Source organism: Citricoccus parietis (assembly GCF_042433045.1).
Classification (GTDB): Bacteria; Actinomycetota; Actinomycetes; order Actinomycetales; family Micrococcaceae; genus Citricoccus; species Citricoccus parietis.
In genome coordinates this window covers 1-6,735 of the sequence record NZ_JBHLWH010000020.1, presented here as the reverse complement: position 1 = coordinate 6,735, position 6,735 = coordinate 1, and the positions used below count along the sequence as shown (strand labels likewise).

The 6,735-nt window shown below is 59.8% G+C and carries 5 protein-coding genes; 4 read left to right on the top strand and 1 reads right to left on the bottom strand.

Annotated features, from left to right (window positions below; translation table 11 throughout):
• Window positions 1-195 precede the first annotated feature (195 nt).
• Window positions 196-2,028 (bottom strand): DUF262 domain-containing protein, encoded by a 1,833-nt coding sequence (locus ACFFIO_RS07090; protein ID WP_236557874.1) that lies wholly within the window; start codon window positions 2,026-2,028, stop codon window positions 196-198.
• Between the two features lie 367 nt (window positions 2,029-2,395).
• Here ACFFIO_RS07090 and ACFFIO_RS07085 point away from each other — a divergent pair, with 367 nt between their 5' ends.
• From ACFFIO_RS07085 to ACFFIO_RS07070, 4 genes are all read left to right on the top strand, one after another.
• Window positions 2,396-3,232, top strand: a complete 837-nt coding sequence (locus ACFFIO_RS07085; RefSeq protein WP_159551484.1) for a hypothetical protein — start codon at window positions 2,396-2,398, stop codon at window positions 3,230-3,232.
• 119 nt (window positions 3,233-3,351) lie between these two features.
• Complete coding sequence (locus tag ACFFIO_RS07080) at window positions 3,352-3,660, top strand: dihydrofolate reductase family protein (protein ID WP_159551483.1); 309 nt, start codon at window positions 3,352-3,354, stop codon at window positions 3,658-3,660.
• A gap of 191 nt (window positions 3,661-3,851) precedes the next feature.
• The gene (locus tag ACFFIO_RS07075; protein ID WP_159551481.1) at window positions 3,852-5,225 is read left to right on the top strand and encodes a HEPN domain-containing protein; all 1,374 of its coding nucleotides are present in this window, start codon (window positions 3,852-3,854) and stop codon (window positions 5,223-5,225) included.
• Between the two features lie 396 nt (window positions 5,226-5,621).
• Window positions 5,622-6,611: a hypothetical protein gene (locus tag ACFFIO_RS07070; protein ID WP_378040894.1), complete on the top strand. Its 990-nt coding sequence runs from the start codon at window positions 5,622-5,624 to the stop codon at window positions 6,609-6,611.
• Window positions 6,612-6,735: the final 124 nt, after the last annotated feature.

Sequence of the window (6,735 nt, the reverse complement as noted above, 5' to 3'; positions counted from 1 at the left end):
CAAATGCGTCAACCGGCCACCGGCTCCCAACCCCAATACGAGTGGACCTCAGTACTCCGAATATTCAACGGGGTGGGAGGTCGCTGTGTAGGTCGGACGGAGCACGGGGAAGCGGCCGCGTCAGCGTCTGGGCCGATCAGGCCTCAGCCCCGCATTTTGCTGAGGAGCCCAACGCAGCCCGCCGGTGCATCTTCCTCAGTCGGAGTCGTCGCCTTCCGCGAGTTCCTCGTCAAGATCAACGAGTGGAGCTTTCGCGGCGGTCTCTGTCGACGCAGAAGTTTGAGTCCTGAGCTTGTCATAGATGCGAGCGGTCAGGTTCGCACGGCGCTGATCGAAAAAGTCCTTGAACTCATCGACCGAGTGGGGAAGTGATGGGGGCAGTGCGTTCCGCGCGAGGAATGCACTGCGGTCATCCTCAGACGGGAACTCCGCTGCCAGCCACCTGTCCGGGGTCTTGTCCGACTTGCCGATGTTCTCGAGACCGGGAAGGAGTTCCAAGTTCGGCAGGCGGTCTCTCAGGGCGAGGAGGTCGTTGATCTCGTCGGCGCTGAACCTTGGTGTGCCATCTGCGTTCTTTTGTTGGCGCAGCCTCTTCCTGTCGAGTTGCGTAGCCGGGAAGACGTGGTCGACATGGAACTGGTTTCGTGTGTCGACGTGTGGGAACAGTGCTGCGAGCACGGCGAAGGTGCGCGCTTTGCCATATTCCAGGCTTAAAATGTCCTCGACCAGGGCGTCAGTGACTGCAAGCGGCTTGCCGCGGCGGGACATCGCCCGCTCGATCGCAGCAACCGGGAATGCAGTGTTCCCCTGGGCTTTGATGACCTCCCGTAGGTCGCGGAGCAGGGTATCCAGGCCTGAACCCCAGACGCCTCGAACGATCAGGGATCGCAGCACCCATGACCGGAGGGCATCACGGTCCTCGCGGGTCTTCGGCGATTCCCGGTAGGAGTGGTCGAGCTTGCGGTGGTGGACGTAGTAGGCGACCGGAATCAGCACACTGTCTGCGGTAAGCGACCCACCCGACAAGCCGAAGTCGCTCAGAAGTCCGACCGCAACCTGGAGAGACGTACTCATGGCGTCCCAGCCGTCCTCGAGCTTGGCCATATTCGCCGTGGTGAAGTTCTTGACCTTGAACCCGATGTCACCGACGTCTGCAAGTACCAAGCCCGACTTCAGAATCGTGTCCCTGGAGAAGTTGAATCCGTTCCCCGTCTGATTCAGGGAGTCCACCAGCCCGTGAACAGCGGCACGAGCATCGCCTTCCCACTGCGCAGTAGCGATAGAAAGAAGCAGGTCGCTGTACGACAGGACGGTGCCCCCGGAATTCACTCTGACGAAGATGTCGAGCACCCTTTCGATGTCTTGATCGTCTTCTTCGTAGAAGTGGAGGCTGGCAGTCTTGTGAACCTGTTCCCAGAGCTTCCCAACGAGATCGAGGGACCGCTCATTGTTCCCCTCTCCGTATCTCGCCATGATCTTCATCATTGCGGCAGGTTCCGGCGCATCGAAGACGTCTGACACCGGTAACCATTTCCTGGTCTCGTCATCCGCAGACGAATCGATGTCGTTCTTGGTCAAGAACTGAAAGTGGTACTTGAGGCCGAGTTCATTTTCCGGGGCCTCACCCGCCAGATTCAGATGCAGACGGCGTTCCGGGTAAGACCACGGCTTGTTCGCCCAGCCGCCATGGTTCTTGTAGGCGTAGGTGCCACGAAGCCCGAGGTTGAGGGAGGTCAGCCGCTGCTGACCATCAAGAATGGCGACTACTTCACGGTCGGTGGGGATGTCGATGACGGGGTTGTGACGATTGTCGAAGGCGCTGTAGTCCTTCATGAATCCATAGAACTTGAATTTGCTGATCGTCTCGGGAAGCACCTTCCACGAGAGAAAGTTCCCGACGGGGTAACCACGCATGATCGAGTCGAACAAACGGATGATTTGAGAGGGTTTCCAAACGTACTCCCGCTGAATCGCCGGAAGTATCAGCTTTCGGTCCAGGATCTGCAGCAGCGCGTCTGCGATCGACATCGGCTCTTTGTGCCCCATATTGCTACCCTAATCGTTGCCTCTCGCCAACGACGCAGGATCGGGATTGCGTTCGCAATGCCGTGACGGTGCTCCGCAGAGGCGACAACGGCGACGCGCGTGAATCCGCGATCCACTGCTGGACCCGGAGAACCTGGCCCGCTTCGAGCCCGAGCCGATCAGCGAAAGTGACCTGGACGCGTTCATGCCGCGCGGGATGAGCGTCTGGCGTCCGCCTGACTCCGTGTAGGCCGCTGTCCGTCCCCAGCCTTTGATAACTGCACCATCGGATCGACGTGGGGAGCAACCACGGCGTAGATCCACGCCGCCGCCGCCATGGCGCGTGAGGAGCACCGGGTATTCTCAGCCCATGGATGACAGCGACACGATCGCGACCGCTGGGTCGACGTTCTCCCAGGCACTGAACGCTGCGGCAAAGTTGCCGGGCGTACGGATCGATCGGGCTGCCTATCTGCGAACGGCGTTGAAGCGCCACTGCACAGAGGATCAACTCGAGCGGGCGATCGCCGACAGCCCTGCTGCGGCGGGCATACCGCTCAAGATCATCACCGAAGCCGCCAATACTTCGATCCGCCACGAGACCAGCAAGGTCACCGGTCTGTCAGCCCTTGCGGGGGTTCCCGGCGGATTCGCCATGATCGGCACGGTACCCGCCGACGTCGCCCAGTATCTCGGCCACATGCTACGGGTCTCTCAGAAGCTGGCGTACATCTATAGCTGGCCTGATCTCTTCAACGGAGACGACGATGAGATGGACGAAGCCACCGAGGGCATCCTCACGCTCTTCCTCGGCGTCATGCTCGGCGTCCAGATCGCCCAAGGTGGAGTTACGAAAGCAGCAGCCATGATCGCCACCCAAGTGGCGAAGAAACTACCGCAGCAAGCACTCACCAAGGGCGTGATCTACCCCGTCGTCAAGAAGGTCGCTGGCTACCTCGGAGTTCGAATGACGACCAGGATCTTTGCGAGTGGAGTAGCCAAGGCCATCCCCGTCGTCGGAGCGGTACTCTCAGGGGGGCTCACGCTTGGCACTTTCCTCCCCATGGCGAAGAAACTGCAGAAGCATCTCGCGAGCCTTGAGCTGACCAAACCAGGACACCGCCCAGAAGCGGCGCATGCCAGCGATCCCCTGATCGTCGACGGCGAGCTGCTGGACGACCCCGCCGAAGCTGTACGCGACCGGTAACCCTCGTCCCACAGCCCGGGAGCATCGGATTCTACTGCCCACCATCGGCGCGCAGCACCTCGACCAGGGTTTCGAGCTCGCGTTCGAGCTCCGCGGCACTCGACGCAACCGGCAAGGATATGGAGATCGGCGGCGCGGGCCTGGCCGCACAGGCGATCGAGCTCGGTCTCGTCGAAGAGCTGCGCATGCTCCGCTGTCCGATCATCGTCGGCGGCGGCACACCGTTACTGGCGCCGGTCGCCGACGCTGTCCCGCTCCAGCTGGTCGAGGCCAGGATGTTTGGCTCAGAGGTGATCTACGAGCGCTACCGGCGAGTCCGTGACGTCTCGGGCCGACACACCCCCACCGGCACATTCACCCGATCCGCTGGCGCGTGCCGCAAGCGGATCCCCTGCGGCCCAGTATCCACCTCGTCTGGCGATCAGTGAAGAGCACTTGTGACAACAGTGCCGTCGACTGATGAAGCCGACACCCAGGCTCACTGACCACGTTGTGGAGCAGGCTCAGTCCATGATTGACCTGGGGCTGCCGAAGACCGAGGTTGCGGCCCCCAGAGGACATTCTCTCGCCAAACGTTGTACGCCGCGTTGCGACGCGGGGAAGGATCAAGGTGATCAGCATGACCGAGCCGCGACAAGTGTTGCTTGGACGTGTCGGTTCGACCCCTGAGTCACCGGCAACTCTTGAAGAAGGAGAGGGCGCTTTTCGTCTTTATCCCGAGAAGGCGTTCGAAAGCCTCCGGCAGGTGATCCCTTTGCCAACAGACAATGGGGCCCTGGCGCTCAGTGCGGACCCTCAGCATGCGGCAGCCGACTGGTCCTCTCGGACACTATGGGGTTTGCGTGAGGGCCAACCATTCACGGTTTTTTCAGCCAACATGCGGGTCGGCACGACGCTAGGCATGAAGCCAGTTTACTCTGCCCACTCCATCCTTTGGGGCGCTCACGTTGAGGACTCAAGTGTCGAGGCAACGGCCGTCCGCCTGCGCTTTAGTTTCCCGCCCACAGGATGGGCAGAGCAGGGTTCAGTGATCACTGCCGCAGGGGCACTGAGCGCGTGGGTTGAGGACAACCATGTCGATGGCCTGGAGTGGAGGCCGTCCGCCCCACATTCGATTGACGATTTTAAGGGCGGGTTCCCTCAGGTCTTCACGACGCTGTTCCACCTTTGGACCGATAAGATCAATAAGGTTACGGAACTCCAGGTATGCATCGAGGATGTCGGCTGGTGCGAGCTGGCGCGGATTGATGACGGCGGACCCGTCAAGCATGTCTCCGAACCGTTGTTGAGTCTAGATAGCCTCACCTTGGACATCGTGGGCCAGTGGTTAAACCGATCGGACCAGCTTGGCCCTATCCCGTTCATGGTGTTTCCAGGTGACCTGGCGCTACAGGTGGAGGCCTTTGTGGTCGCCTCAGCGCTGGAGGGCACGCATCGGAGATTGCACCCAGACGAAGTGCGCCGCGGACTTCAAGAGGTGCCGAAGGCTGAGCTCAAGAGGGCCAAGAAGGCCGCAAAGAAGGCCGGAGTCGAGGCTCTTGATCCATCGCCCGAGTATGTGAAAGACGTTGAAGCTGCCTTTGCTCAAGCCGTAGGGCACGTGGAGGAACTGACCTTCGCGGAACGCATAGAGCACATCGTGGGCAGGGTCTCCGAGGTCGCTCCAGGGCTGCTAGGTCCGTCATCGGAGGGCTGGATTAAGAGTTTGAGAGACATCCGGAATACTCAAGCCCATGCCTTAACAAAGCATGATGACTTCAACCAGGCCGAAGTCTCCCTCTACTACGTGATGAGTAGAACGGGCCGATGGGTGCTAAGAATTCGCCTGCTGCAGGAACTCGTCAGCGATGATCAGTTAGGGGCGGCGTTGCGCCGCTCGAGCGATTTTCTGCACACCTTGGCAGACATCGACGAAGAAAAGTACTGGTCCGATTTCTCCACATACGACGCATTCCAGGACGCCAACTTGAAGACTATTGAAGAACCTTCGTGACCTGGCGCAGTCCCATTAACTCGCCTTGATCTGATCACGGCAGATACAGAGCGCCAGCAGGTGGCCGAGGACGATGGAAAAGGCCGGACCGCAAACTAGAGCTATGGATCAAGGAAGGACGGGCTCAAGATGGGCAAGGCGTCGAGACGGCCCAGCAGGCAGAGCAGGAATCGACGCGCAAAATCAGCCCTCCTGCTGACGAGCGGCAGCGACTTGGAGATCATCGTTGTCACCAGCCCCCTTAACGACGGCGGCCAAGAAGGTTCCCTCCGGGAGGACGTACGACTTGTGCGGTCGGCTCTCCTGTATGCCGATCGAGTAAGACTAATGTCGCCCATTGCGGTGATGACCGCTGGGATGGCAGTGGCCGCGTCTGAGGTAGGTGGGGCTCTGCCGATGCAGATGTTGAGTCAGTTCACCGATGAACACCTATGCCAACTAGGGGTGTCTGAGGAGGACCTCGCACAATTTCGCCGCCTTATGACTCAGTGGGAAGCAATGCGGAAGATACCGCGACAGCAACGCCGAGCATTTCCCGCTCAACATCGAGATGCTATTCAACATCTACGACGTTCGATTGAAAAACCTGCGGCGCGAATGGCTCAGGACGTTGCCTCCCGGGCAGAAGACATGTGGGTGAAGTTCGGTGCCTCCGATCTCACCGTGGCGGCGGAATCCGGCCTGCTCGAATTGCCGACTGAAGCGTTGCCTTTGGGTGATGATGGCTCCCTGGACGTCGAGAAGTACAAACAGAGCCTTTCTGGACTGATCGAGGATCCGTCTTCGCACCTTATGTTCGACCATCCAACCGCTCGCATTGTTGATTTGATGGTCAAAGAAGAGGTGGCCACGATGAATCCCTTGACTGAAAGCCGCGCGAAAAAGATCGCGACAGGAACTGGCCTTATCGAGCGGTTGCCCGCGTTCCCGGACTCAAATATCGAGCAGGTACTAGAAACGCGCGAGGATCTCCGCGACTCACTGTCACGTTATCGACGCAGCACTGCGCAGTTATCAGCGAAGCTGGCCTCGGGGCCACTCGACGCCGCTCTCCAAGTTGAGGTAAATGAGCTCTACCGTGATGAGGTTTACCCCAGTCTCCGGGAACTGCGGAAAGATCTCAGCGGAACTGGCCTATTAAGGGAGGCTGCGCGGAACATCCTCCAAGACCCGAAGGACCTCGTTGTAGGTGCGGTAGGTGCGGTGTTCTGCGCCGGAATCGGCGCCACCACCGATCTGTCCGACGTCATTGCGAACACTGCAGCTGTAGCTTCGGCAGGATTAGGGGCAACAGGTAAGGCGGCAGCGGCAGCCATGGACCGGAAAGAAACAGCTCGACGCCATGACCTTTACTACCTGTTGAGGGTAAACGAACAGCTCCGTTGATGTCCCTCCGAGGTCCTAGCGCCACTGGTCATCATTCCCACACTGCCGCACGCGCCAGGTCAAGTCCCTGGAAGTGGTGTAACGGTCTGATCCTTCGTTGTTGTTGTCAGGCGCTGAGTTCGAG

Bases quoted from the DNA above. Each gene is read 5' to 3' on its own strand.
- ACFFIO_RS07090 (WP_236557874.1), bottom strand. From the start codon at position 2,028: ATGTCGATCGCAGACGCGCTGCTGCAGATCCTGGACCGAAAGCTGATA.
- ACFFIO_RS07085 (WP_159551484.1), top strand. From the start codon at position 2,396: ATGGATGACAGCGACACGATCGCGACCGCTGGGTCGACGTTCTCCCAG.
- ACFFIO_RS07080 (WP_159551483.1), top strand. From the start codon at position 3,352: ATGGAGATCGGCGGCGCGGGCCTGGCCGCACAGGCGATCGAGCTCGGT.
- ACFFIO_RS07075 (WP_159551481.1), top strand. From the start codon at position 3,852: ATGACCGAGCCGCGACAAGTGTTGCTTGGACGTGTCGGTTCGACCCCT.
- ACFFIO_RS07070 (WP_378040894.1), top strand. From the start codon at position 5,622: ATGCAGATGTTGAGTCAGTTCACCGATGAACACCTATGCCAACTAGGG.